The 24031-nt window shown below is 44.8% G+C and carries 21 protein-coding genes and 1 pseudogene; 11 read left to right on the forward strand and 11 right to left on the reverse strand.

Translation table 11 applies throughout. From position 1 onward, the window contains the following. Positions 1-163 precede the first annotated feature (163 nt). The 6 genes from prmC to IAE45_RS13695 all read right to left on the reverse strand — a co-directional run bounded on the left by prmC (position 164) and on the right by IAE45_RS13695 (position 4408). Positions 164-1021, reverse strand: coding sequence for a peptide chain release factor N(5)-glutamine methyltransferase (gene prmC / locus IAE45_RS13670; RefSeq protein ID WP_200126745.1), 858 nt, complete (start codon positions 1019-1021; stop codon positions 164-166). Continuing rightward, positions 1014-2087, reverse strand: a complete 1074-nt coding sequence (gene prfA, locus IAE45_RS13675; protein ID WP_005227884.1) for a peptide chain release factor 1 — start codon at positions 2085-2087, stop codon at positions 1014-1016. The genes prmC and prfA overlap by 8 nt, the downstream gene beginning before the upstream one ends. 3 nt (positions 2088-2090) lie before the next feature. Beyond that, entirely contained in the window at positions 2091-2675 is a 585-nt protein-coding gene (locus tag IAE45_RS13680; protein ID WP_005227882.1) for a thymidine kinase, read from the reverse strand. Positions 2676-2811: 136 nt separating this feature from the next. Next, positions 2812-3393, reverse strand: a complete 582-nt coding sequence (locus IAE45_RS13685; RefSeq protein WP_140966103.1) for a GNAT family N-acetyltransferase — start codon at positions 3391-3393, stop codon at positions 2812-2814. 65 nt (positions 3394-3458) lie between these two features. Then, positions 3459-3884: a GNAT family N-acetyltransferase gene (locus IAE45_RS13690; RefSeq protein WP_081117796.1), complete on the reverse strand. Its 426-nt coding sequence runs from the start codon at positions 3882-3884 to the stop codon at positions 3459-3461. Between the two features lie 2 nt (positions 3885-3886). Next, complete coding sequence (locus IAE45_RS13695; protein ID WP_200126747.1) at positions 3887-4408, reverse strand: AAA family ATPase; 522 nt, start codon at positions 4406-4408, stop codon at positions 3887-3889. Between the two features lie 92 nt (positions 4409-4500). Between IAE45_RS13695 and msrA the strand changes: the two genes are divergently transcribed. Continuing rightward, entirely contained in the window at positions 4501-5019 is a 519-nt protein-coding gene (gene msrA, locus IAE45_RS13700) for a peptide-methionine (S)-S-oxide reductase MsrA (protein ID WP_077452300.1), read from the forward strand. A 164-nt stretch (positions 5020-5183) separates the two neighbouring features. Beyond that, a complete protein-coding gene (locus IAE45_RS13705; protein WP_200126749.1) occupies positions 5184-6248 on the forward strand; it encodes an iron-containing alcohol dehydrogenase family protein in 1065 nt (354 codons plus the stop codon). Between the two features lie 150 nt (positions 6249-6398). Here IAE45_RS13705 and IAE45_RS13710 read toward each other — a convergent pair whose 3' ends face one another. Then, on the reverse strand, positions 6399-7193 hold the full coding sequence (locus IAE45_RS13710) for an HAD family hydrolase (protein WP_325123426.1): 795 nt from the start codon (positions 7191-7193) through the stop codon (positions 6399-6401). Positions 7194-7501: 308 nt separating this feature from the next. Between IAE45_RS13710 and IAE45_RS13715 the strand changes: the two genes are divergently transcribed. From IAE45_RS13715 to IAE45_RS13745, 7 genes are all read left to right on the forward strand, one after another. Continuing rightward, positions 7502-8959, forward strand: a complete 1458-nt coding sequence (locus tag IAE45_RS13715; protein ID WP_226818252.1) for a TrkH family potassium uptake protein — start codon at positions 7502-7504, stop codon at positions 8957-8959. 198 nt (positions 8960-9157) lie between these two features. Next, positions 9158-10507, forward strand: coding sequence for a Mur ligase family protein (locus tag IAE45_RS13720; protein ID WP_077452305.1), 1350 nt, complete (start codon positions 9158-9160; stop codon positions 10505-10507). Further along, positions 10500-11171 carry a type 1 glutamine amidotransferase gene (locus tag IAE45_RS13725; RefSeq protein WP_081117799.1) on the forward strand — a complete coding sequence of 224 codons (672 nt, stop codon included), beginning with the start codon at positions 10500-10502 and terminating at the stop codon, positions 11169-11171. Before IAE45_RS13720 ends, IAE45_RS13725 begins: the two co-directional genes overlap by 8 nt. Before the next feature lie 187 nt (positions 11172-11358). Further along, on the forward strand, positions 11359-12951 hold the full coding sequence (locus IAE45_RS13730) for an alpha-glucoside-specific PTS transporter subunit IIBC (RefSeq protein ID WP_016609922.1): 1593 nt from the start codon (positions 11359-11361) through the stop codon (positions 12949-12951). Between the two features lie 13 nt (positions 12952-12964). Beyond that, a complete protein-coding gene (locus tag IAE45_RS13735; RefSeq protein ID WP_008379332.1) occupies positions 12965-14296 on the forward strand; it encodes a 6-phospho-alpha-glucosidase in 1332 nt (443 codons plus the stop codon). 63 nt (positions 14297-14359) lie between these two features. Further along, the gene (locus tag IAE45_RS13740; protein WP_081117800.1) at positions 14360-15133 is read left to right on the forward strand and encodes a MurR/RpiR family transcriptional regulator; all 774 of its coding nucleotides are present in this window, start codon (positions 14360-14362) and stop codon (positions 15131-15133) included. Continuing rightward, positions 15126-15566: a hypothetical protein gene (locus IAE45_RS13745; protein ID WP_005233546.1), complete on the forward strand. Its 441-nt coding sequence runs from the start codon at positions 15126-15128 to the stop codon at positions 15564-15566. Before IAE45_RS13740 ends, IAE45_RS13745 begins: the two co-directional genes overlap by 8 nt. 60 nt (positions 15567-15626) lie before the next feature. On the opposite strand, the pseudogene IAE45_RS13750 reads toward IAE45_RS13745, so the two are convergent. Then, positions 15627-16457, reverse strand: a pseudogene (locus IAE45_RS13750) (endonuclease/exonuclease/phosphatase family protein). Between the two features lie 93 nt (positions 16458-16550). Beyond that, complete coding sequence (locus tag IAE45_RS13755) at positions 16551-18725, reverse strand: PTS transporter subunit IIBC (protein WP_086291620.1); 2175 nt, start codon at positions 18723-18725, stop codon at positions 16551-16553. 251 nt (positions 18726-18976) lie between these two features. On the opposite strand from IAE45_RS13755, the gene IAE45_RS13760 reads away from it, so the two are divergent. Both IAE45_RS13760 and IAE45_RS13765 read left to right on the forward strand, forming a co-directional pair. Beyond that, entirely contained in the window at positions 18977-21241 is a 2265-nt protein-coding gene (locus IAE45_RS13760; protein ID WP_200126751.1) for a glycoside hydrolase family 65 protein, read from the forward strand. Between the two features lie 107 nt (positions 21242-21348). Beyond that, positions 21349-22368: a LacI family DNA-binding transcriptional regulator gene (locus IAE45_RS13765; RefSeq protein WP_005227844.1), complete on the forward strand. Its 1020-nt coding sequence runs from the start codon at positions 21349-21351 to the stop codon at positions 22366-22368. Positions 22369-22445: 77 nt separating this feature from the next. Here the strand turns inward: IAE45_RS13765 and IAE45_RS13770 are convergent, their stop codons facing one another. Further along, positions 22446-23411: a ribose-phosphate diphosphokinase gene (locus IAE45_RS13770; protein ID WP_005233536.1), complete on the reverse strand. Its 966-nt coding sequence runs from the start codon at positions 23409-23411 to the stop codon at positions 22446-22448. Positions 23412-23482: 71 nt separating this feature from the next. Beyond that, positions 23483-24022 (reverse strand): C39 family peptidase, encoded by a 540-nt coding sequence (locus IAE45_RS13775; RefSeq protein ID WP_200126753.1) that lies wholly within the window; start codon positions 24020-24022, stop codon positions 23483-23485. Positions 24023-24031: the final 9 nt, after the last annotated feature.

Raw genomic sequence — 24031 nt, forward strand, 5'->3', positions numbered from 1 at the left:
CCTTTTTTGAGAAGTTTCCACACTTATCAACATTTTCTGGTTTCTTTTCCACATTTTGTGGATAAGTCGTTTGTCAAGTGTGGATAACCCTGTTTATAACTCGGTTTATTTAGAAGTCGTTCATTTCATAAGGTTTTTGCAATTTTTCCTGTGTAAAAAAAAATTATTTATCCACATCTTGTGGATGACTGACGAACACCATCCGGTCTTGACCCGCAAGATCTTTTACTACGGTGACTTCTTTGTTGGGAAAAGCGGCTGCAAACAGTTGTTGAACGGCGGGTCCTTGCTGAAAGCCGATTTCTAGCGCCATTTGCCCACTTGGCGCCAAACACCTCGGTGCTTGCTGTGCTAATTGCTTATAGATCGCTAATCCTTGTTCTTGAGCAAAAAGCGCCATTTTAGGCTCTTTTTCCCGTACGCTGATATCCATCAGCGGCCACTCTTCAGCGCTGATATACGGCGGGTTGGAAACGATCAGATCCCATTGCTGATCTGCCACAGGCTCTAAGGTATTTCCTTGGAAAAAGCGGATCTCTGCGCCTAAGGTTGCCGCATTTTCTTTAGCAACGGCTAATGCCTCTGCTGAAAGATCCACGGCACTTACGGCCCACTGGGGACGTGCCAATTTCAAGGCAATGGCGATCGCTCCAGTACCTGTGCCGATGTCTACGACTCGTAGTGGCTGATCTGCTGGTAATTTTGCCAAACACTTTTCCACCAGCTCTTCGGTTTCTGGACGCGGGATCAAGGTTGCAGGAGTCACTTTTAAGCGATGCCCATAAAATTCTTCATACCCCAGTAAATATTGCGGGGGTTCATGCTGTAGCAACTGTTCAAGATCTGCTGCGATCTGTGCCTCATCTTCCCTTAGGATGGGTTGGTCCATCTGCAGCAGCCAATCGAGTTGCTGCCAGTTTTTTCGCTGTAAAAACAGGTATTGGATCGCATACCCGTCCAGCCCTTTCGTTTCTAAAAAAGAAGAAGCCCGTGAAAGGACTTCTCGATAGGTTTTAGCCATTTTGCATCTCATCTAATTTTGATGTTTGATCGTAAACGATCAGTGCATCAACAATTTCATCGAGTTTTCCAGCTAAAATTTGATCCAATTTTTGAATAGTTAACCCGATACGGTGATCTGTTACGCGGTTTTGTGGGAAGTTATAGGTCCGAATCCGTTCAGAACGATCGCCGGTACCCACTGCTGATTTACGGTTTGCATCGTATTCGCTTTGTGCTTCTTGCTGCATTTGGTCATAGACCCGTGCCCGCAAGACTTTCATCGCTTTCTCACGGTTTTTCAGCTGTGAACGCTCATCTTGCATCGCAACAGCGATCCCTGTTGGCAAGTGCGTCAAACGAACAGCAGAAGCTGTTTTGTTGACGTGCTGACCACCAGCACCAGAGGCATGGTAAATATCGGTTCGAATATCTTTGTCTGCGATATCGATTTCGACTTCTTCAGCTTCAGGCATAACCACGACCGTTGCCGTAGACGTATGGATTCGGCCTTGCGATTCGGTAGACGGTACCCGCTGCACTCGGTGGGCGCCGCTCTCATATTTCAATTTTGAAAAGACGTTGTCGCCAGTGATCATCATGATGACTTCTTTGTAGCCGCCGATTCCAGTGACGTTGGCATCCATGACTTCGACTTTCCAACCTTGGTTTTCCGCATATTTTTGATACATATTGAAAAGATCGCCAGCAAATAAGGCTGCTTCATCGCCGCCTGCTGCACCACGGATCTCCATGATGATGTTTTTGTCATCATTCGGATCTTTTGGCAATAACAAAATTTTGATGCGTTCTTCTAAAACATCTTTTTCTTTTTTCAAATCAGAGAGTTCTTCTTTGGCCATCTCTGCCATTTCCGCATCAAGGTTTTCCCCCAGCATTTCTTCGGTATCCTTGATTCCCTCAACGACTTCTTTGTAACGTCGGTAGACTTCCACCGTTTCCCGTGTATTGGCTTCTTCTTTTGAAAGCTGCATGAAGCGTTTGGTGTCAGAGATCACGGCTGGATCACTTAGTAATTCGCCTAATTCTTCGTAACGGTCTTCGATTGCTTGTAACTGATCGTACATTGATTATTCTCCTTCTTTTTTCATTCCCGGGTGAAAGTAATGCTTGCGGCAAACTGGATAATACGCTTCATTGCCGCCGATTTGTACTTGATCGCCCTCGTAAACGGGTTTTCCGTCGATATAGTGCAAGTTCATGGTTGCTTTTTTATGACAGAACCAGCAGATGGTTTTCATCTCTTCGATTTTATCTGCGTAAAGCAGCAAGTATTTTGAGCCTTCAAATAATTCATTGCGGAAATCATTTTTCAAACCAAAGGCCATCACAGGGATACCTAACTCGTCCACGATTTTGGTGAAAGCCAGCACGTGATGCTTCTTTAGGAACTGTGCTTCATCGATTAAAATACAATAAGGTTTATAACCCAGGTCTTTGATCAAATGGAACAGATCCGTTTCATCAAAAATCGGGATCGCGTCTCGTTCTAAGCCGATGCGACTCGAAACATTTCCCACGCCACTTCTCGTGTCCAATCCGCTTGTCATGATCACGACTGGTTTGTCTTGTTCTTCATAGTTGTGAGCAACTTTCAGTATCTCGATCGTTTTCCCACTATTCATTGCGCCATATTTAAAAAAAAGCTGTGCCATCTCGCCCATCCTTCCTCATACTCCTTTGGTATTATACTTGAAAAAGGAGAATTTTTACAGACTTAAATTCGACACATGCCGCCTTTTACGCAAGAGTTTTACGAAAAGTTAACGGATTTTTTTCCGCCAGCATCTCTTACTCGTTTCTGGCTTTTTGGGCCACTTCTGCCAATACCTGACAAGCCAGTGGATATTCTGGATTTTCAGCCCCATTGATATCTGTTGCAATGATCGCAAATCCAAGCTGCTGATAGAGCTTGATTGCTGCGTGGCTCCAGGTTTGCGTATGAAGGTACATTGGTTCGTTGGCTGCCTCCAAGACAGCAACGACTTGCGTGACCAAGCCGCGAGCGATCCCTTGACGCTGGGCTTGCGGCATTACTGCTACCCAATGGACTAGTGGAACCAGTGTGCCGTCTTGCTTGGCTTTTTTCCAAGCGGTAGCCGTACCGACCGGTGTACCTGATTGATCAAGGGCAAAAAACATTCGCTGTCCTAGCTGTGCTTGCTCGGGCATAAATTCCCTTTCAAAATATGCCAATGCCTCGGCCTCATTGTCAAACTCTCCGACGGATGTTTCGATCCGTGCCCAGTGCCTTTCGTCTCCTGCTTGGTAGCTGCGTAGCGAATAGTTATCGGATTGAAGGGGCTGGATCGGTGTGTTTTTGTGCGCTCGCTTCATCCAGATTTCTGCATATGGAATTGATTTATCTAACATTGGTTGTGCCTCTCTCTCATTGGTTTTTTCCTTGTTCAAAGGTTTATTTGAGAATCAATTTGGAATCAATCATGTAATTTCTTTACTAGAAAAATTTCTGTTAGCTGATTTTGCGTATGGGCGATTCTCCCAATTTCGTCATAACCCATTCGCTGATAAAAATCTGGCGCTTGAAAATCAAAGGTCGCCGTCTGACAGTTTTCACAGCCAAATGCTTTCAACTGCTGTTCAAGATCCGTAAGAATCTGCTTGCCATACCCTTTTCCCCGCTCGGATGCTTTGACCCACAGGGTGTCAAGATAGCCGATATGATACATTGAGGCGTAGGCAATGCCACCAGCAATCACCACACCCTCTTTTTTGATTACACTGCTAAAGTTCTGATAGGTCTCTGTTTGTGTAAATGGTTTTTGATGCTTTGTGTATGCTGTTAATGCTGTTTCTAACGCAGCCAATTCTTGGTCTGTTCCTTGTTCAATGATTCGCGCCATATTCAATCACTCCTTCTTGTTTCTTGATAATCTGCGATGATCTGATCGACCGTTTCTGCTATCGTTAAGCCTTCTTTGATCAGTCTTTCCTCTGAAGATCCTTTTGGGAAAAGCAAGTCTCGCTCAAGCCACCATTTACGCATCGTTTCCTCGGAAAAATAGTCTCGCTGCATTCGGGTCTGATGTCTTTTGACCGTTTCCTCGAAAGAAAGATCAAAATAATAAACTAGCTTTTTTTTGGGAAAGAGTTTCATTAGAAAGTCGAGAAAGTCTTGGTATTTTTCACGAGAATAAATCCCCTCAACAAGTATCATTGGCACTTTCCCCTTCGCATATAGGACAGCTTCTTTCATCAAACCGCTGGCTAAATTATTAGGGGTATCTTTGACACAAAAAATTTCTCGCCGAAAAACATCTTGTGAAATCAGCACTGCCTCTTCCCCAAAAACGTGCTGAACAGCTTTGGCAATAGTGGTTTTGCCGCTGCCAGAATTACCTCGAAGTAAAATCAAAATACTTTCCATGCAAACTTCCTTTCTTCATTGCCCTGTTTTCTAAGCATATCTCTTGTTTTTCTCTACTAGAAGCATACCATAGAAGCAAAGGAGGAATACCTATGAAAGATACGGCAATTTTTGCTGGCGGTTGTTTTTGGTGCATGGTGAAGCCTTTTGATTCGCTGCCAGGCATCCTCAAAGTGGTTTCTGGCTTTACTGGTGGCCATGTGCCTAACCCAACCTACCAACAAGTAACGACAGGTACCACCGGTCACACCGAAGCAGTTGAGATCACCTTTGATCCTGAAGTCATCTCTTATGAAGAATTGGTTGCCATCTATTGGCAACAGACAGACCCCACAGATGCGTTTGGTCAGTTTGCCGACCGTGGTGATTCCTATCGTCCAGTGATTTTTTACAATAGTGAAGAACAAAAAGCGATTGCGGAAAAATCAAAGGCGCAGTTGCAAGCTAGTGGCCGCTTTGACCGTCCGATCGTAACGAAGATCGAACCAGCAGAACCTTTTTATCCTGCAGAAGACTATCATCAAGATTTTTACAAAAAAAATGCAGCCCATTACAATGCTTATAGCGAAGGCTCCGGTCGAGCCGGCTTTATTCGCCAAAACTGGGCTTAACTTTTTGGGGAACGTTCATTACAATTCATCACTAACAGCCGATCTGCCTCGTCAGCAGATCGGCTGTTTTCTGTTTTTTTTTGCCAAAAGGAAATTGACAGTCAGGGCATTTTCGCGATACACTGATTAGAAAATTCTGACGATTATAAAGGAGTGTTTGTTTGATGTTAGCCAATGAAGTCCGTCCAGGTCCAAACCGTTATATTACGGGCGATGGGGTCTTAGCTGATTTGCCGGAGTATTTACGAGAGTTCCAAGAGGTAGCAGTAATTACTGGGGAGCAGTCATTCGATGTGTTTTCGAACTATTACCCTCATTCATTCGACTACCCGATCTACCGTTACGATGGATCATCGAGTTATGAAAATGCGCAAACCTTAGCTGAAGCGATCCAGCAAGCAGATGCCGTGGTGGCAATCGGCGGCGGCAAGATCGCTGATACAGCAAAAATCACCGCCCAAACCCTTGGTGCAGAATTGATCGTGATCCCTACATTGGTTTCTAACTGTGCCCCCTTCACCCCGGTGATCGTCGCCTATTACCCCGATCATACGATTTGTAAAATCGACTATGCCAAAAAAGGTGCCTACATGACGATCGTCGACACCCGTTTTTTACTAGCCACACCTGTTGATTACTTTATCGCAGGGATCGCTGATACCTTAGCCAAATATTATGAAATGGAAGCCATCGTCCGCAACATGGCAGAAGACGACAAGACTGCCTTAGTACGGCTAGGTTTCCAAAGCGCTCTTTTGATCAAAAACTTGCTGATTGCCGATGCGATCCAAGCCGTCAAAGACTTAGAAACCGGGCAGCTGACCCCCGCCTTTGCCCGCATCACCGATGCAATCATTGCTTTGGCAGGCGAAGTTGGCGGTTTTGCAGTCGAGTTTGGCCGCACGTCCGGTGCGCATGCGCTGCATGACGGCTTGTCTTATTTGAATGAGACCCATAGTGTCTTGCACGGCAACAAAGTCGCCTACTGCATTTGGGTCCAGCTTGCCTATACCAATGATTTTGATGTGATTGAAGAATTACGGCCATTTTACGAAGCTTTGCACTTGCCAATGAAGCTGAAGGATCTCCACGTGACGCGCCTTGATCGGGATTACTTCGCCTCGGTTCTGACCTATGCTGTCAAAGAAGAAGAAACCTTTGTTTTGATCGATCCTGCGATCACACCTGAAAAAGTCTATCAGGCGATTGAAGCGGTGGAGGCGCTGTAAACCGTACACATTGCTAAACAACTTTATATCAAAAAAACTGTTTCCCTAATGCATTTCGGAAACAGTTTTTTTATTTGATGAAACAGACACCCAGTAGCGATCCTGGCGGCGCATGTTCTTAGTGGGCAACCACAACTGGCGCATTGCCCATCACTGCACGGCTTCACCCAGCAACCCATTTTCTAAGCAGTATTGATAAATGCCTTCCTCGGCTACGTGACCGATCACTTCGTCGGCGATTGCTTTTAACTCGTCCGAAGCATTGGCCATTGCGAGACCCCAGCCGACTGCCTCCAGCATCTCAATGTCATTGTTGCCATCGCCAAAGGCAATGGCTTCGGATTTATCCAAGCCATAGTAAGCCAGCATTTTGGCAATGCCGCTTCCTTTTCCGCTGCTGACTGGAATAATATCGACTGCCCGATCCCACCAGGCGGTGATTTTCGCCTCTTTGGTATTTGCCATCACTTTGGCGTAGTCTTCTTTCCCTGAACCTAACATCACTTGGAAAATGTCTTGCTGTTGGATCAACTCTTCAAAATCTTCTGCCACGATCACTTCTTGGTGAGCAAAAGAAAAATACTCAACTAAATCAGCATCTTTACCATTGGCAACGGTTCGATCCTTCGTAGCGATTGCTACTGGACGCTTGAGCGCCGTGGCATTTTCAATGATTTGCTGAACATCTTTTTTAGGAATGGGGTTTTGGTGGATCCCCTCGGCTTGATTAAAACAATACGATCCGTTAAAGGTCAAAAACGCATCGAAGGTCACGCCTTCAAATTGCGGCAACGCGATGGGACTTCTGCCAGTCGCAATGCACAACAGGATCCCTTGCTTCTTCAAGGCTTTTAATGTGGCTAACATTCTTTCAGAGATTTGCTTTTTGCTCATATCGATCAGTGTGCCATCAACATCGAAAAAAATAATTTTTACGTCTTTCATGATCTTCCCCATTTCCGTCTCGATTTTCAAAAAATTTGATACGCTTTTTTGTCCGCTTTCTCGCTATTGTTCCGTGCGGATCGTCGCTGTTATCTTTTACTTCTTTTATCTTCTCATAAATTGCTAGCGATTTCTTCTGAAATCGCGAAATCCTTACTGATTTGCTTCGAGTTTTTAAGTTTCTTAAACAATCAAGCTGCCGCAAGAACCACAGCCTGATCATTTCTTCTCAACGACACTTTCCAAAAGCTTTTCCTTGCACAATTTCTGCCGCTCATAAATTCTATCCTGCTTTCTTTCAAATCTACTTGGTTCTTTGGTATACTGGGGATAGTTTATTTAGTGAGGGGTTTTTTGTAATGAACTTTACCCGCTTTGCTCGCTTGACACAGCGTAGGAGCAAAACATTTATTTCCCAGAATGTGTCTTCGATCCAAGTGATCGTTTTTTATTATATCGTGATGACGGTGGTCTCTTTGGGGCTTTTTTCACTCCCCTTTTTTCGAGAACCCGGCTCTCATGTCGCGTTTATCGATCTGTTCTTTATGGCAGTCAGCACGGTCAGTGTCACAGGGTTGACCACCTTCCCGATCAATGACGTATTTAACGACCGCGGGGTCATTTTACTGGAAGTCCTCTTTCAAGTCGGTGGTTTAGGGATCATGATGATCTCGACCTTTTTTGCGATCGTTTCACGGCGCAAAATCAGTTTAAAGCAGCGCCAGTTGATCATGACGGATATGAACCAGCCGAAGCTTAGCGGGATCGTTCGGATGATTCGAACGACGTTTACCATCATTTTAGTTTGTCAGTTGGTAGCAGGTACGATCTTCGCTGTTTATTTTCATCTTTACGGGTATTATGACAATTGGCGTGACGCGATCTTTTATGGGTTTTATCAAGCGATCTCTGCTGTGACCAACTCAGGGTTTGATGTGACGGGCAATTCCATCTTGCCGTTTTCCCATGATTATTTCTTCCTGACGTGTATCATGATTTTGATTTTTATCGGGGGAATCGGATTTCCAGTGATCATGGACTTTCGGGAATGGGTCCTTTTTAAAATGAAAAAACAACGCCGCCGCTTGCCGTTTCGCTTTTCTTTATTCACAAAAATTGCTGTTTTGGCTTTTGTGATCCTCTTTGTCGGCGGCACATTGGCGATTTTTTTCCTTGAGAAAGATTATTTATTCAAAGATTACAGCTTTAGTGGTATGTGGATGAACAGCATGTTTTATTCTATGACAACGCGGAATGCTGGCTTGCAGATCCATGACTTAGGCAACTTCCAAACCACGACGTTGATCGTTTTCTCCTTGCTAATGTTTATTGGTTGTAGTCCCAGCTCTGTTGGTGGCGGGATTCGGACGACGACCATTGCCATCATTGGGCTGTACCTCTATGCCTTCTTAAAAAGTGAGGACAATATCAATATCTTTGGTCGCCGCATCGATCAAGATGACGTCCGCAAATCGGTGGTAGTCTTCATGCTTTCGATGGGCATGTGCTTCTTTTGTGTCTTATTCTTGACCGCCATCGAGGATATTCCTTTGATTGCCATCATTGTTGAAGTTTCCTCGGCCTTTGGAACCACAGGGCTTTCTTTAGGAATCACGGGCGATTTATCAACTATTGGCAAACTCGTGATTGCTCTTTTGATGTTTATTGGCCGTGTCGGTATGCTGTACACTTTGATGTTATTCGTACCAAAAGAAACACGTGACTTAGGTTACGAGTACCCAACGGAAAAAATCATTATCGGTTAAAGCAGCAGCAAACCTGACAGAAGGTTTGCTGTTTTGCTTTTCAAGCCTTTGATCAGCGCAAGTAAAAGAGCCATTTATCAGAATGGTCTTTGCAGAAATTTAAAGAATCGCAAAAGCAATTTAACCTTTTTCTTGGTATATGGTATGATAAATTGAATTTGCACAATGAAAGCATTCGCTCTAATGGAGGGTTACATTATGGGAATACGAAGTCATCTGGCTGTTTCAGTCGGTAAGACCTCTCAATGGGTATTAAAGAACTTTTTCAAAGGCGGCTCAAGCCTGCCTGGTAAATTAGCATTAAAAGTTGATCCACATATATTAGATCATTTGGCGAAAGATTACCAAGTCGTCGTGATCACAGGCACCAACGGCAAAACATTGACAACTGCCTTGACTGTCAATATTTTGCGCCAAGAATTTGATGAAGTATTGACGAACCCCACCGGCGCCAATATGGTCCAAGGGATCGTTTCAACCTTTCTATCGGCACGCCCTAAAAAAGGCAAAAAATTTGCGGTTTTAGAAATTGATGAAGCCAGTCTCAGCAAAGTAACGAAGTACATCAAACCGGAATTGTTCGTTTTCACCAATATTTTCCGTGATCAAATGGACCGTTATGGCGAGATTTATACGACCTATAAAATGATCGTTGAAGGTGCCGCAAACTCACCGGAAGCAACGATCCTCTGCAATGGGGATTCGCCACTGTTCAATTCGGTGGCAACTGTCAATCCGCGAAAATACTATGGATTTGATCATTTGCCAGATGAAGAGCAGATGGCCCATTACAATACGGATGGCGTGTTGTGTCCTGAGTGTCATCACATTTTGCATTATAAAATGATCACCTATGCCAATCTTGGAAAATACTACTGCCCAAATTGCGGCTTCCATCGACCAGAATTGGATTATAAACTGACGGAAATGACCGCAATGGACAACACCTCTGCTGATTTTGTGATCGATGGCAATGACTATCGCATCGAAGTCGGTGGGATGTACAATGTCTACAATGCGCTGGCGGCAACTGCGGTTGCGGAATATTATGGCGTAGCACCTGCAAAAATCAAAGCTGGTTTGGCCTATGACGAAAAAGTCTTTGGTCGCCAAGAAGTGATCCGCATCGGGGACAAAGAATGTACGTTAGTCTTAGTTAAAAACCCTGTTGGTTTGAACCAAGTCATTGATATGATCGGCCTGTCACCCTATCCTTTCTCGCTAGTCAGCTTGTTGAATGCCAACTACGCAGATGGGATCGACGTCAGCTGGATTTGGGATGGCGACCATGAAGCGTTTGCCGATATGGGGATTCCTCAAGTGATCGCTGGTGGTGATCGTCACAAAGATATGGCGTTGCGGCTAAAAGTTGCGGGGATCCCTGAAGAGAAAATCATTGAAACCCCTGAACTTGATGACGTCATCAAGCAAATCGCAGACTTACCTACAGAAAAAGTCTATATTTTAGCGACTTACACTGCAGTCTTGCAGCTACGCAAAAAGCTTGCGGAAAAAGGCTATATCAAAGGAGGAATGAGTCGTGACTAAGTATCAACTGAATGTTGCCCACTTGTATGGAAATCTTTTGAATACTTATGGCGACAACGGCAATCTCTTGATGCTGCGCTACGTGGCCGAAAAACTAGGCGTGACCTTCAACGCAGAGGTCGTCAGCATTCACGAGCCCTTCGATCCTGAAAGATATGATCTCGTCTTTTTCGGTGGGGGACAAGATTTTGAACAAGTGATTGTTTCACAAGATATCCAATCAAAAAAAGAAGCCTTGACCAGCTATATCGAAAATGATGGCGTCATGCTGGCGATCTGCGGTGGCTATCAATTGCTAGGTCATTACTACATCGGTGCCAACGGCGAGAAAATCAAGGGGATCGGCGCCTTGGATCATTACACCTTGAGCCAAGAAAACAACCGGTTCATCGGTGACATCGTGATCCACAATGAAGAATTCGATGAGACCTATTATGGCTTTGAAAACCATAATGGCCGTACTTTCTTAGGTAAAGGGGAAAAACCATTGGGGAAAGTCATCCAAGGACAAGGAAACAATGGCGAAGACCAAACCGAAGGCGTGGTTTACCGCAATGTGTTCGGCTCTTACTTCCACGGACCGCTTCTCGCAAGAAATGAGCATTTGGCAGAGCGCTTGATCCGCACCGCCCTTGCCAATCGTTATGGCAACGTCGAAATTTAAATACACGTACTTAGCAAACAAACCTGTTTTTCGCAGGTTTGTTTTTTTATGGGAAATTTCCCCACAGTTGCCACCTTTTCTCTTTGTTTGCTTCTACGTTCCTATGCTGCCTCGTTTTATTGTAACCGCTATCTTTCTTTTCTATACTGAGGTTGTAGTAAAAATTGAAAGGAGATGTTAAGAAATTATGATGGAAAAAGTTCAGCGGTTTGGCGGTGCGATGTTTACCCCGGTCCTCTTGTTTTCCTTTTCAGGGATCATGGTCGCGCTGTGTATTATCTTTAAAAATCCGATGCTTGTGGGGAGCATCGCCACTGAAGGCTCTACTTGGTACAACATTTGGACGATCATTGAAAACGGAGCGTGGACGGTCTTCAACCAAATGGAATTATTATTTGTCATTGGATTACCGATCGGTCTCGCAAAAAAAGCCAATGCGCGAGCGGCAATGGAAGCCTTTGTCGTCTATATTACTTGTAATTATTTTATTTCTGGCATGATCGAGTACTTTGGTAACTTCTTCGGTGTCAACTTTGCAGCTGATCCCGGCGGTGAGAGTGGCTTGAAAATGATCGCTGGCATCAAAACATTAGATACTGGTATTATCGGAGCAATTTTTATTTCGGCGATCGTCGTCTATCTTCACAACAAGTTTTTCGATACGAAGCTGCCTGATTTTCTCGGAATCTTCCAAGGCTCTTCCTTTGTCGTGATCCTCGGTTTCTTTTTAATGCTGCCAGTTGCTTTCTTGATCGCATTGATTTGGCCGAAAGTCCAAGCTGGCATTGGGTCCATGCAAGGGTTTCTAGCAAGTGCTGGGGTCTTTGGGGTCTGGCTCTATACTTTCTTAGAGCGAATATTGATTCCCACAGGTCTCCATCATTTCGTGTATACCCCTTTTGTTTTTGGTCCCGCTGTCGTCGAAGAAGGAATCTCCAAATACTGGATGGCACATTTACAAGAATTTGCCCAATCCACCAGACCATTGAAAGAGCTTTTCCCTGAAGGGGGCTTTGCTTTACATGGCAATTCTAAGATCTTTGCTGCTCCAGGGATCGCTGCTGCTTTTTATTTCACAGCCAAGCCTGAGAACAAAAAGAAGGTCTTAGCGATTTTGATCCCTGCCACTTTAACTGCCGTTTTAGCTGGTATCACCGAGCCATTGGAATTCACCTTCCTCTTTATCTCACCACCCCTCTTTGCGGTGCACGCTGTTTTAGCAGCGACCATGGCGGCAACGATGTTTGCCTTCGGGGTCGTTGGAGATATGGGGGGCGGCTTGATCGATCTGTTGGCGAAGGTCTGGATTCCGCTATTTCAAAATCATCGCAGTATGATCTTCACGCAGCTGGTGATCGGGTTAGCCTTTACTGCCCTTTATTTCCTTGTTTTCCGCTTCTTGATCCTCAAATTTAAGTTAGCCACACCAGGACGGGAAGAAAACAATAGCGAAGTCAAACTGTACACCAAAAAAGATTACAAAGAAAAACAAGCCAACACTGGAACTCCAGTGATTGCTGGTGCCAATCGCTACACCGAACAAGCCGCAGTCTACTTAGAAGGGTTTGGCGGTCGCGACAACATTGATAAAGTCACTAATTGTGCCACTCGCCTAAGAATCACCGTCAAAGATCAAGACCAAGTGCTGCCAGATGATATCTTTAAAGGCGCTGGTGCCCATGGTGTCGTTCGCAACGGCAACGCCTTCCAAGTGATCGTTGGCCTGGATGTGCCACAAGTGAGAGAACAATTCGAAAAATTATTAGCTGTATCAGACTAAGGAGGAAACAAAAATGAAAAAATTTTCAATCGTGATCGCCGGAGGCGGCAGTACTTTTACCCCAGGAATCGTCTTGATGCTTTTGGAACACTTGGATCGTTTTCCGATTCGCCAAATCAAGTTTTACGACAATTTGGAAGAACGACAAGAAAAAGTGGCACAAGCTTGTGAGATTTTATTGAAAGAACGTGCACCCGAAATCAGCTTTTTAGCAACCACTGATCCCGAAACCGCGTTTCAGGATGTCGATTTTGTGATGGCGCATATCCGAGTTGGCTTGTATGCAATGCGCGAAAAGGATGAAAAAATCCCTTTGAAATATGGTGTGGTCGGCCAAGAAACTTGTGGTCCTGGCGGGATCGCTTATGGGATGCGTTCTATCGGCGGTGTATTGGAGTTAGTCGATTATATGGAAAAATATTCTCCTGATGCGTGGATGTTGAATTATTCCAATCCTGCAGCGATCGTCGCAGAAGCTACTCGTAAATTACGCCCTGATGCTAAGATCATTAATATTTGTGATATGCCAGTGGGAATCGAAGAGCGGATGGCGCAAGCGATCGGCTTAGCTTCTCGCAAAGAATTGGTGGTTCGCTATTATGGCTTGAATCACTTTGGCTGGTGGACAGATATACGAGACAAAGCTGGCAATGATTTGCTGCCACAGATCCAGGCGCATGTGGCAAAATACGGCTATTCATTGCCAGAAGAAATCGAAGCGAGCCAACATGCTGATGCCAGCTGGATGCACACCTTTGCCAAAGCAAAAGAAGTGTACGAGGTTGATCCATCCACTTTGCCAAATACCTACTTGAAGTATTACTTTTTCCCTCAAGATGAAGTGGCGCACACCAACCCATCTTTTACACGGGCAAATGAAGTCATGGCTGGCCGCGAAAAACACGTCTTTGGTGAATGCCAACGCATCGTAGAAAACCAAACAGCGACTGACACCACGCTTGAAGTGGATGAACACGCCAGCTACATTGTTGACCTTGCACGAGCGATTGCTTATAACACGCAAGAACGGATGCTGTTGATCGTGCCTAACGAAGGAGCGATCGTCAACTTTGATGAGCAAGCAATGGTAGAAGTGCCTTGTATCGTCGGCAGTAACGGAGCAGAACCAATCACACAAGGCAAGATCCCTCGCTTCCAAAAAGGATTGATGGAACAACAAGTAGCCGTAGAAAAATTAGTCGTGGAAGCTTGGGCAGAGGGTTCTTATCAGAAGCTATGGCAAGCACTGATTCTTTCAAAAGTGGTCCCAAATGCCCGTGTAGCCAAAGAATTACTCGATGAATTGATTGAAGCAAATCAAGCCTTTTGGCCAGAATTACACTAGCCAGCGTTCTTCGCCTCCCCTCCTGGCTTTTCAGCTATACTTAATCCATAAGGAGGGGTTTTTGTGAAATTACAGTATTTGATTCAACAGCACCAATCGGAGTTAAGTGAACTTGATCGTGGCATTCTGAACTATATTCTTTCCAACGGCGATACCGTTTTATCTATGGGGATCGTCGAGCTATCCGAGCAGGTTCACGTCTCAAAGTCATCTATTTTACGGTTGACGAAAAAACTTGGTTTTTCTGGCTATTCCGAGTTCAAATATTTTTTACGGCATCAGCAAGAACAGATAACAACGATTTCGCAGCAAAAAACGATTTTTGAAAAACAACAAGAGGATATTTTCGCCACCCTCAACTATTTAAAAACGGTAGACTTAGCTGCCCTCAACCGCTTGTTTGACCGCAGCAAAACCATCTACTGCTACCCAACTGGGTTTTCCCAAAAGAAAGCACTGGAGGAGTTTTCCAAAATGATGCTTTCTATGGAAAAACGAGTGATCGTATTGCCGAACAAAACGGAATTTGATATGGTCATGCCGATGATCACTGCCGAAGATTGTGTGATCATCGCCTCACTCAGCGGCGAAACAGAAAACGTCAAAGAGAATCTGACGACTTTTGCGATTCGTCAGATTCCCGTTTTGACATTGAGTGCGCCAGGAGATAATTATTTTGCTCGCCATTCAACGTTCCATCTGACCTATTATTGCGATTTTTTTCAAATCGGCCGCAAGAAAATCCCTAGTCAGTCTTTGATCGGACTGAGCTGCTTGATTGATTATTTAATCCGTTCCTACGGACTATTCACTTTACAGGAGGGCAACTATGACTAAACGAAAATGGGCGTTTCCATTGATTTTACTGAGTTATTGGCTTTTGATCGCCGGTGCTTACTATCTTTATCTTTCCTTGACTGCCTTCAACCATGGGATGACCTTTGCCCAGTACCTCAACTCGCAACCGTTAGCCGCTTTAGGGGTCTTGTTAAGTAGTCTCCTTTTGCTACAAGGGGCTTGCCTGTACTTTATTCAACGGTTTTCCATGAGTAAAAAAGGCCTTTTGGGACAGTATTTATTCCTGATCTTCTTCCAGCAGTTACTGACAGCGAATGTCATCGGCGCAGGACTCGTCTTTTTTACAAGAAGAAGTCTTTCGAGTCAGGAGGAAAACGCAACTTGGGGCGAAAAGAGTTTTACCTATGGGGCATTAGCATTCATTCTTTTATTGAGTTTATTCTTTTTCCTCCTTGTTCGATCAGCGATTTAACTTCCCCAAAAAGAAAAGCAGTGCCGGTTGGGTTGGCACTGCTTTTTGCTGTCGTTTCTGCTAGTTTGGCTCTGTTTTTGAAGCAAAAACCACTTTGATTCCAAAGTGATCGCTGACGATCGGAGTACGCGTTCCGTCAAAAACGACTTCATATTCCGTTGCTTGCAGGTCATTTGAAGCAAAAACATAATCGATTCGCAACGCTTCTCGATTGTCTTACCAACCATCAATGGCTTTAACGACAGAGGCTTCCCCGATCGTTTCAGCAGCCGTTAAAAAGCTGTCTTGCAGCTGTAAGGAGCTGTCAAGGACCAGTTGATGCCCAGAACTGGCGGCATCGTTGTTGAAATCACCTAGGATCAATAAGGTATCAGCCCGTTCTGCTAAAAATGCTTCTGTCTGTTGCCACTCGTAGGCAAATTTACCGTCTTGCCACCAAGAAAAATGACAGCTAATGACTTGTACGATCTGTCCATCGGCTTCAGTCACGCCGCTCAGGTTTTTGCGTGTGGTATGATCCCAGACATCCGTGGCTTGTGAAGCAAGGTATTCTTTGGCAATGATGGGCTGTTTGGACAATAAGGTATTGCCTTCGTGGTAAATGTCATAGCCTACATGACTGTAAGTCCATGACCAATAGTAATCACAGTCTAACAGTTGCAGTTCTTCCACTAGGCGTAAAGCAAAATTGTCCTCCTTGATTTCCACCAGCGTATCTGTTGGGCAATAAAGCCCATCAGGAACGATGGCTTGAGCAGCGATCGTTTGGTTGACTTCTTGCAAGGCGATGATGTCATAGTCGCCTGTTGCAATCTCTTGTGCGATCATTTTGCATTTTTCTAGCTGATTTTCTTCTAACCAGCTATGGGTGTTCAATGTTAATACCTTCATGAATAAGGCTCCTTCTCTCGGTTTGCTTGTACGATTCCATTTGAAAATAAAAGAGAGCGGGTCAACAAAAGAGTCGACCCGCTTGTCATTTTATTATAGTTTTACGATTCCAACAACTGCGGCTGCTTGTTGCTTGCCGATTTGGGTCAATTCAAAGGAATCGATTTGATCGCTGTTGGTCAACACTACAACGATGGTGGTATCTTTGCCAGCAGCACTTACTGCAGCGAGATCCATCTCCGCTAACTTGTCACCCACCGCCACTTGTTGTCCTTCAGTGACAGCTACCGTAAAGGGTGCACCGTTTAAGTCAACGGTATCTAATCCCATGTGAACCAATACTTCGATGCCTTCATCAGAAAGCAAGCCGATCGCATGTTTCGTAGGGAAGATGTTGGTGACTTTCCCGCTGATTGGTGCGACAACTGTCGTCTGCTCTGGACGTATACCATAACCGTCACCCATCATTTTTTCCGCAAACACTTGGTCTTTGACAGAGGTAATCGGCATCACTTCTCCAGTGGCAACAGCAGCTAGTTCAGCGGTCACGCCTTGGCTTTGATGGGTAGTCGTTTCTACTGGTGCTTGACTAGCAGTCGGTTCGGGAATCGTGACACCAGAATCTAAGATATCTTGAATGTCTGATTTTAAGACATCTGCTTTCGGTCCATAGACTGCTTGCACGCCATTGTCTTTTACGATCAAGCCTAACGCCCCTGCGGCTTTCCACGCTTTTTCATCGCCGACCGCTTCTCGATTTTTCACAGAGACCCGTAAACGAGTCATACATGCATCAACGTCGGCGATATTTTCACGTCCACCTAATAAATGAATGATTTTCACGACTTGCGAATCTGGGTTCAAATTGCCATCCGCCGAAGCAGTTGCTGGCGCATCGCTGGCCCCTTCTGTTTCATAGTTGCCGTTTCTACCTGGTGTTGCAAAGTTGAATTTTTTGATCAAGAAGTTTGCCAAGAAATACATCCCGACACCAAAGACGATGGTCACTAACACAAAGTTGATCAAATCTTGTCCTAAACCGGCATTGATCGCCATTGGGGTACGGGTCAACAACTCGATATTCCCAAAAGAATGGACCCGTAAGTTGACGATATCCGCCATCGCAAACGCCGCCCCTTGTACGACTGCATAAACGATGTAAAGCGGTACGGCAGCAAACATAAACATGAACTCCAACGGTTCCGTTACCCCTGTCAAGAAGACAGCGATGGCAGCTGATAAATACATAGAGGTATATTTGTGACGTTTGTCCGCATCGACATTGCGATACATGGCATAAGACAAGCCCATCAAGATCCCAGATGAACCAATCATTTGTCCAACTTTAAAGCGGGCAGGAACAAAGTTTTCCAATAAAAATTGATATTGTGACGTATCGCCAGCATTGCGCATGTTCACTAGATCCGTTGCCCAAGCAAGCCATAAGGGGTCTTGTCCAAAGACTTGTGTGCCGGCTTGTGCCCCAGAAAGAATCGTGTAGGTTCCACCTAATTCGGTGTAATTGATCGGGATCGTCAACATGTGATGCAGCCCGAATGGTAAGAGCAGCCGCTCCAAGGTTCCAAACAAGAACGGTGCTAAAACTGGCGCACTTTCTTGTGATTGCGCGATCCATAAACCGAAATTATTGATGCCGGCTTGAATGTAAGGCCAAACGATCGATAATACTAATGCGACGACCACTGAACGGGCAATCACCACGAAAGGGACGAAGCGTTTGCCGTTAAAGAAGGAAAGCGCATCCGGTAATTTGCGGAAATTATAGTATTTGTTGTAAGCTGTTGCCCCCACAAAACCAGCGATGATCCCGACAAAGACGCCCATGTTCAAAGCCGGTGCTTCTAGTACACTAGTAAAGAAGCCGTCGATCATGATCTTTGTCCCAAACAACGTATGGGTGAAGGCGCCTTCTTCGGTTAACATCGCGCTTGTCACGCCAAAGATCGAACCAGTGATCCGGTTGATCAAAATAAAGGCGATCCCAGCAGCAAATGCCCCACCAGCTCGCTCTTTTGCCCAACTACCACCAATAGCTAATGCAAATAATAAGTGCAGGTTACCAATAATTGCCCAACCAATGTTTTCAATGACGCCTCCTGTAGTGATCAAAAATGCCCAGTCGGCATTGATCATTGGGATCGTTTTCCCAATACTGATCATCAAACCAGCGGCTGGCATAACAGCGACAACCACCATTAGCGCTTTTCCGAATTTTTGCCAAAATTCGAAGCTCAATAATTTTTTCATCTTCCTTCTTCCTTCCCTGAATCGATTTACGCAATCGGTTTCTTAATGATTTCATTCTAACGGAGAAAAAAGATTTTGTAAACCCAGAAATATCAAAAGGTATTCTATTCGCTTTTTCGCCTTTATCTAACTGAATCTTTCCTTCTCTATGTTTCCCAACAGGAAAATCTACAAACGCAACAACTTTCACTTGACGATGCAATCGTTTGCGCTTATGATAGAGATATCAAAAAGATTCTGGAGGGACTTTCATGAAAAAAATCCAACGATTGTTCGAGATCGATCCATGGAAAATCGCGACATCTACCTTAGATAAAGAAAATCGTCGACTGCAAGAGTCGCTAACAAGCATCGGGAATGGCTACATGGGAATGCGCGGCAACTTTGAGGAACAATATAGCGGCGACCATCACTTAGGTACTTATATCGCAGGTGTCTGGTACCCAGACAAAACCCGTGTTGGCTGGTGGAAAAACGGCTATCCTGATTATTTTGGCAAAGTGATCAACGCGGTCAACTTTATTGCGATGGACCTATTTGTCAACGACCAGTTAGTCGACTTAGCAAAAATCAGCCCAAGTGATTTCTATTTAGAACTAGACATGGAAACTGGGATTTTGCGCCGTAACTACACTGTGTCTTTGGCAGGTGCAACGGTTAAATTCTCTTTTGAACGCTTCTTGAGCATCGTAAAACGTGAACTTGCCCTCATTAAGATGGATGCTGAGATCATTGAAGGCGACGCTGAGATCAAAGTCGTTTCTAAACTAGATAACAACGTCCATAACGAAGACAGCAACTACGACGAACGTTTCTGGGAAGAATTAGATCATGGCCAAACCGAAACCTTCCATTACTTGACCACTCGGACTGTAGAAAATAATTTTGACATTGAACGCTTCACTGTCACTTCTGCTATGCGTCATAGCCAAACACCGATTGATTCCGTGAAAAGCGAACTTTGCGTCGCTGATACCTTTGCCTTTTCTGGGGCAGCCGGTGACACCTTCTCATTGATCAAAGAAGTCTTGATCGTTACGAGTCGTGATGTTCCCGCTCATGATCATCCAGCAAAAGTCACCGAATTAGGCACTTTATACAAAGCAGATTATGATGCGTTGCGTGCAGAACAAGTCGCTGCTTGGAAAGCCCGCTGGGATTTAGCCGATGTGATCATTGAAGGCGACGCTGCGGCGCAACAAGGGATTCGTTTCAACCTGTTCCAATTGTTCTCAACCTATTATGGTGAAGACGAGCGTCTGAACATTGGACCGAAAGGCTTTACTGGTGAAAAATATGGCGGTGCGACTTACTGGGATACCGAAGCCTATGCAGTCCCATTGTATTTGGCATTAGCAAAACCAGAAGTGACCCGCAACTTGTTGAAATACCGTCACAACCAATTGCCGCAAGCCCATATCAATGCGCAAAAACAAGGCTTAGCAGGTGCCCTTTACCCAATGGTGACCTTCACTGGGATCGAATGCCACAATGAGTGGGAAATCACTTTCGAAGAAATCCACCGAAATGGTGCCATCGCTTATGCCATCTACAACTATACGAATTATACTGGCGATACAAGTTACCTGAAAAAAGAAGGATTAGAAGTGTTAAGCGCGATCTCACGTTTCTGGGCAGATCGTGTCCACTATTCAAAACGCCAGCAAAAATACATGATCCATGGCGTTACAGGACCAAACGAATACGAAAACAATATCAATAACAACTGGTACACCAATAAAATGGCTACTTGGGTCTTAGCTTATACCTTAGCCAGCTATGAAGCCTTCAAAGACGAAGCGACTGTCACGATCTCAGACGAAGAACAAGCTAAATGGCAAGACATCATCGACAATATGTACTTCCCAGAAGACCAAGAGCTTGGTGTGTTCGTCCAGCATGATACCTTCTTAGACAAAGACTTGATGCCCGTTTCCGATCTTGATCCAAAACACTTGCCGTTAAACCAAAATTGGTCGTGGGATCATATCTTGCGCTCTTGCTTTATCAAGCAAGCCGATGTTTTGCAAGGGATCTACTTCTTCGGCGATCAATTCAGCAAAGAAGAAAAACAACGGAACTTTGATTTCTATGAGCCGATGACAGTGCATGAATCTTCCCTTTCCCCAAGTATTCATGCGATTTTGGCAGCGGAATTAGGTATGGAAGAAAAAGCGTTGGAAATGTATGAGCGGACTGCTCGTCTTGATTTGGACAATTACAACAATGATACCGATGATGGCTTGCACATCACTTCTATGACCGGCAGCTGGTTAGCGATCGTTCAAGGCTTTGCTCAAATGAAAACCGATCACGACCACTTAGGGTTTGCGCCATTCTTACCTAAAACGTGGAGCCGCTATGCCTTCCACATCAACTATCGTGGACGTCTGCTCTTCGTTTCCGTCAATGGGTCGACGGTGACTTTGAAAAAAATCAGCGGTGAGGCATTGCCAATCAAGGTGTATGGCAAAGACTATGTTTTAGAAGACGAAATCAGTACAGCGATCAACTAAACAAGCCTTCTGAAAGAAGAAATGTCTGCATTTCTTCTTTCTTTTGATTGGCTCTACCCTTGTGCCGACACTTTGTGATACTATAAGCTAAAAAAGGAGGGAAATCAGTGAGCATTACGGTCAAAGATGTCGCCAAAAAGGCTGGCGTCGCTACATCCACGGTTTCTCGTGTCGTAAACGATCATCCCAGCATTTCTGAAGATACCAAGAAGAAAGTGCGCAAAGTAATGGCAGAAATGGGCTATGTCCCCAATCTTGCAGCTCGAAATCTCGGCAAACAGATATCCAGTGCCATCGGCGTGATCTTGCCGCCTCTTGATTCGAAAGAACGACTAGGAAACCCCTTTTATTTAGAAACGATCGAAGCCATCAATGAAGAGGCCCGCCATCATCAAATGACGGTTGCCGTTGCCTCCGCCCGTGACTTTGCTACATTACTAAAAAACGTGGAACGGATGCACCTGCAAAAACAAGTAGATGGCTTTATTTTGGTCTATTCCGATGAAAAAGACCCCATCATCGATTATCTGGTCGAAAAAGAAGTCCCCTTTACCTTGATTGGTCAACCATACAGCAATGAAGACAAAATCGTTTTTGTCGATAATGACAACCAGTTGTTAGGCAAGCAAGCAACCGAGCATCTGATCGCCCAAGGGCATACGAAGATTTTATTTGCTACTAATACGACCCATGAAAATCTGTATTTCGAGCGTTTCTTCGGCTACCAAAAAGCCATGATGCTGGCAAATCTTCCCTTTTATCCAGCATTGACCTTTGAAAAAGCAGAAGATTACGTCACGTTTGAAGAAACGATCAAAGAATCCCAAGCAACGGCCATCGTCGTGATCGATGATCTGTTTGCTGTGCGGATTATTCAATTAGCGACGATGTATGGCTACAAAGTTCCCGACGATTTATCCATCATCAGTTTCAACAATTCGATCTTTGCTACTTTGACCCATCCGTATTTGACTAGTATCGATATCAACGTGTTGTCCTTAGGAAAAATCGCTACCGAACGGCTGATGGCGCAATTGAATCATGAAGATTCAAACGGCGTACAGCTGGTCGTACCACATAAGTTGATCAAACGAGAAACAGTCTTGAACCGCAACCAGTTGAACTGATCCGCTGGGTCTGGTCCACTTCCCCCACACGCAAAAGCACCCGCTGTCCCTAGGGATAGCGGGTGCTTTTCATATTTTTATTTATACTCTTTGCTTTCCAAGCGGAACAATGGACTCATTGGTGTATTTTCGTGAATGCGGCGAACGGCTTCCCCCATCAATTCAGCACAAGAAATGTAGTGCAGTTTTTCTGGATGGCGTTCTTCGCTAGTCCAGCAAGAATCGGTGACACAAATCCTTTCAATCGCTGATTGATCCAAAATTTCTTTAGCTGGCGGTGAAAGCAAGGCGTGAGAGACACAAGCATACACTTCGCTGGCACCAGCTTCCTTCAACAAGTCTGCCGCTTTTGCCAATGTATGGCCGGTATTTAAAATATCATCAACCAAAATACATTTTTTCCCAACAACATCACCAATCACATAGCCGCCATCGGCTTCATCTTGATCGACGATCGCGATCGCTGTATCTAGGTATTCTGCCAAACTACGGGTCCGTTGAACACCGCTGTTTTTTGGTGAAACCACGACATAGTCGTCACCAGTCATTTTTTGTTCGCGATAATAATGGGCAAACAATGGAATCGTAAAGAGATTATCCACTGGGATGTCGAAAAAGCCTTGAACTTGGACGGCATGCAGATCAAGCGTCAAGATCCGAGAAGCTCCTGCTTCCACCAGCATATTGGCAATCAATTTTGCAGTGATCGGCTCATGCGGGTTGGCAGTTCGGTCTTGCCGTGCATATGCGTAATAAGGCAAAACGACATTGATGGTCTTCGCACTAGCCCGTTTCATGGCATCGATCATGATCAGCAACTCTAAATAATGATCATTGACGGGTTCATTCGTCGATTGAATGATATAAATATGGTCGCCCCGCACACTTTCTTCAATATTGATGGCAATCTCTCCATCACTAAACTGTGTCACTTTTGACTTCCCTAGTTCTGTACCGAAAACTTTCGCAATGTTTTCTGCTAATGGTAAATTTCCATTTAAACTAAAAATTTTCAACGAACTATCTTTATAACTTTCGCCCATGATTGCCTCCAATGAATGTGGTTGTTTTCTTCTATTCTAGCACAAAGTGACTTTTTTTTTAACCGTCTCGTTCAAGGAAGTGTGACGGTACCGTTTACCCAACTGGCGGGAATCACTTTTTTGTAGTTGCCCCAGTTGTCATGAACTTTAAAATAGCGTTCTCCGCTGGCGGTTTCAGCGTAGGCGTAAGCCACGACCCAATGATTGCCATATGTGCTGCCTAAAGGCTTCAAAATACCGATGATCACCGGTTTGCCTTCGTCGATTCGTTTGCACGCTCGATGCCAACCGCCAACAACGGTCGCACGTCCGCGGTAAGGCAATTGGAATTGATCGAAAAACCGAGTCAATCCATGACTGACTTGCCAAGCGATCGTCGGCAACCCAAGAGGCTGAATCAGCACACGCAGCATTTCCGTCACTACTGTCAGATCCCGCTGTTTTTTTCTGCGAAACGCTTTCGGGATGATCGTTTCATCGATGTAATCTTGATAGTAGGCCAAAAAGACGGCTGCCGCATAGGTGCCGCATAAATACCCTGAAGGAGTGACCCACTGTTTATACGGACGAAACCGCTCTTCGGCGATCCCTTTCCACTCTAGTTGTTCCATCTCGTTCAC

It is taken from the genome of Enterococcus sp. S53 (assembly GCF_016516865.1).
GTDB lineage: Bacteria > Bacillota > Bacilli > Lactobacillales > Enterococcaceae > Enterococcus_D > Enterococcus_D innesii.

Bases quoted from the DNA above. Each gene is read 5' to 3' on its own strand.
- prmC (WP_200126745.1), bottom strand. From the start codon at position 1,021: ATGGCTAAAACCTATCGAGAAGTCCTTTCACGGGCTTCTTCTTTTTTA.
- prfA (WP_005227884.1), bottom strand. From the start codon at position 2,087: ATGTACGATCAGTTACAAGCAATCGAAGACCGTTACGAAGAATTAGGC.
- IAE45_RS13680 (WP_005227882.1), bottom strand. From the start codon at position 2,675: ATGGCACAGCTTTTTTTTAAATATGGCGCAATGAATAGTGGGAAAACG.
- IAE45_RS13685 (WP_140966103.1), bottom strand. From the start codon at position 3,393: ATGTTAGATAAATCAATTCCATATGCAGAAATCTGGATGAAGCGAGCG.
- IAE45_RS13690 (WP_081117796.1), bottom strand. From the start codon at position 3,884: ATGGCGCGAATCATTGAACAAGGAACAGACCAAGAATTGGCTGCGTTA.
- IAE45_RS13695 (WP_200126747.1), bottom strand. From the start codon at position 4,408: ATGGAAAGTATTTTGATTTTACTTCGAGGTAATTCTGGCAGCGGCAAA.
- msrA (WP_077452300.1), top strand. From the start codon at position 4,501: ATGAAAGATACGGCAATTTTTGCTGGCGGTTGTTTTTGGTGCATGGTG.
- IAE45_RS13705 (WP_200126749.1), top strand. From the start codon at position 5,184: ATGTTAGCCAATGAAGTCCGTCCAGGTCCAAACCGTTATATTACGGGC.
- IAE45_RS13710 (WP_325123426.1), bottom strand. From the start codon at position 7,193: ATGAAAGACGTAAAAATTATTTTTTTCGATGTTGATGGCACACTGATC.
- IAE45_RS13720 (WP_077452305.1), top strand. From the start codon at position 9,158: ATGGGAATACGAAGTCATCTGGCTGTTTCAGTCGGTAAGACCTCTCAA.
- IAE45_RS13730 (WP_016609922.1), top strand. From the start codon at position 11,359: ATGATGGAAAAAGTTCAGCGGTTTGGCGGTGCGATGTTTACCCCGGTC.
- IAE45_RS13735 (WP_008379332.1), top strand. From the start codon at position 12,965: ATGAAAAAATTTTCAATCGTGATCGCCGGAGGCGGCAGTACTTTTACC.
- IAE45_RS13745 (WP_005233546.1), top strand. From the start codon at position 15,126: ATGACTAAACGAAAATGGGCGTTTCCATTGATTTTACTGAGTTATTGG.
- IAE45_RS13755 (WP_086291620.1), bottom strand. From the start codon at position 18,725: ATGAAAAAATTATTGAGCTTCGAATTTTGGCAAAAATTCGGAAAAGCG.
- IAE45_RS13760 (WP_200126751.1), top strand. From the start codon at position 18,977: ATGAAAAAAATCCAACGATTGTTCGAGATCGATCCATGGAAAATCGCG.
- IAE45_RS13770 (WP_005233536.1), bottom strand. From the start codon at position 23,411: ATGGGCGAAAGTTATAAAGATAGTTCGTTGAAAATTTTTAGTTTAAAT.
- IAE45_RS13775 (WP_200126753.1), bottom strand. From the start codon at position 24,022: ATGGAACAACTAGAGTGGAAAGGGATCGCCGAAGAGCGGTTTCGTCCG.